The organism is Bacillus sp. JJ1127, from assembly GCF_036965845.1.
In the GTDB taxonomy this organism is placed as follows: domain Bacteria; phylum Bacillota; class Bacilli; order Bacillales; family Bacillaceae_G; genus Bacillus_A.
In genome coordinates this window covers 5,383-5,622 of the sequence record NZ_JBALQK010000050.1, presented here as the reverse complement: position 1 = coordinate 5,622, position 240 = coordinate 5,383, and the positions used below count along the sequence as shown (strand labels likewise).

At 32.5% G+C, this 240-nt stretch carries 1 protein-coding gene; it reads right to left on the bottom strand.

Annotation, left to right across the window (positions count from 1 at the left end):
• Positions 1 to 59: 59 nt before the first annotated feature.
• The coding region (locus V7183_RS06765) for an ATP-binding protein (RefSeq protein WP_335359028.1) at positions 60 to 240 on the bottom strand (181 nt) is incomplete at its 5' end.

Sequence of the window (240 nt, the reverse complement as noted above, 5' to 3'; positions counted from 1 at the left end):
ATTGATGTATATATAGTAAGCAAGTTAGCGTATAAGAAAAAGAGTAAATGGTTTTCCATTTACTCTTTTTCTACTTCATTATTATTTTGCGCTGGAAAAATGGGTAATCGAACTTCTACAGTGGTTCCCTTATTTAGTTCACTTGAAACTTTTAGCTTGCCATGATGCTCTTCAATTATTTTGTAGCACATCATTAGACCAAGACCAGTTCCTTTCTCTTTCAAACTATAAAAAGGTTCG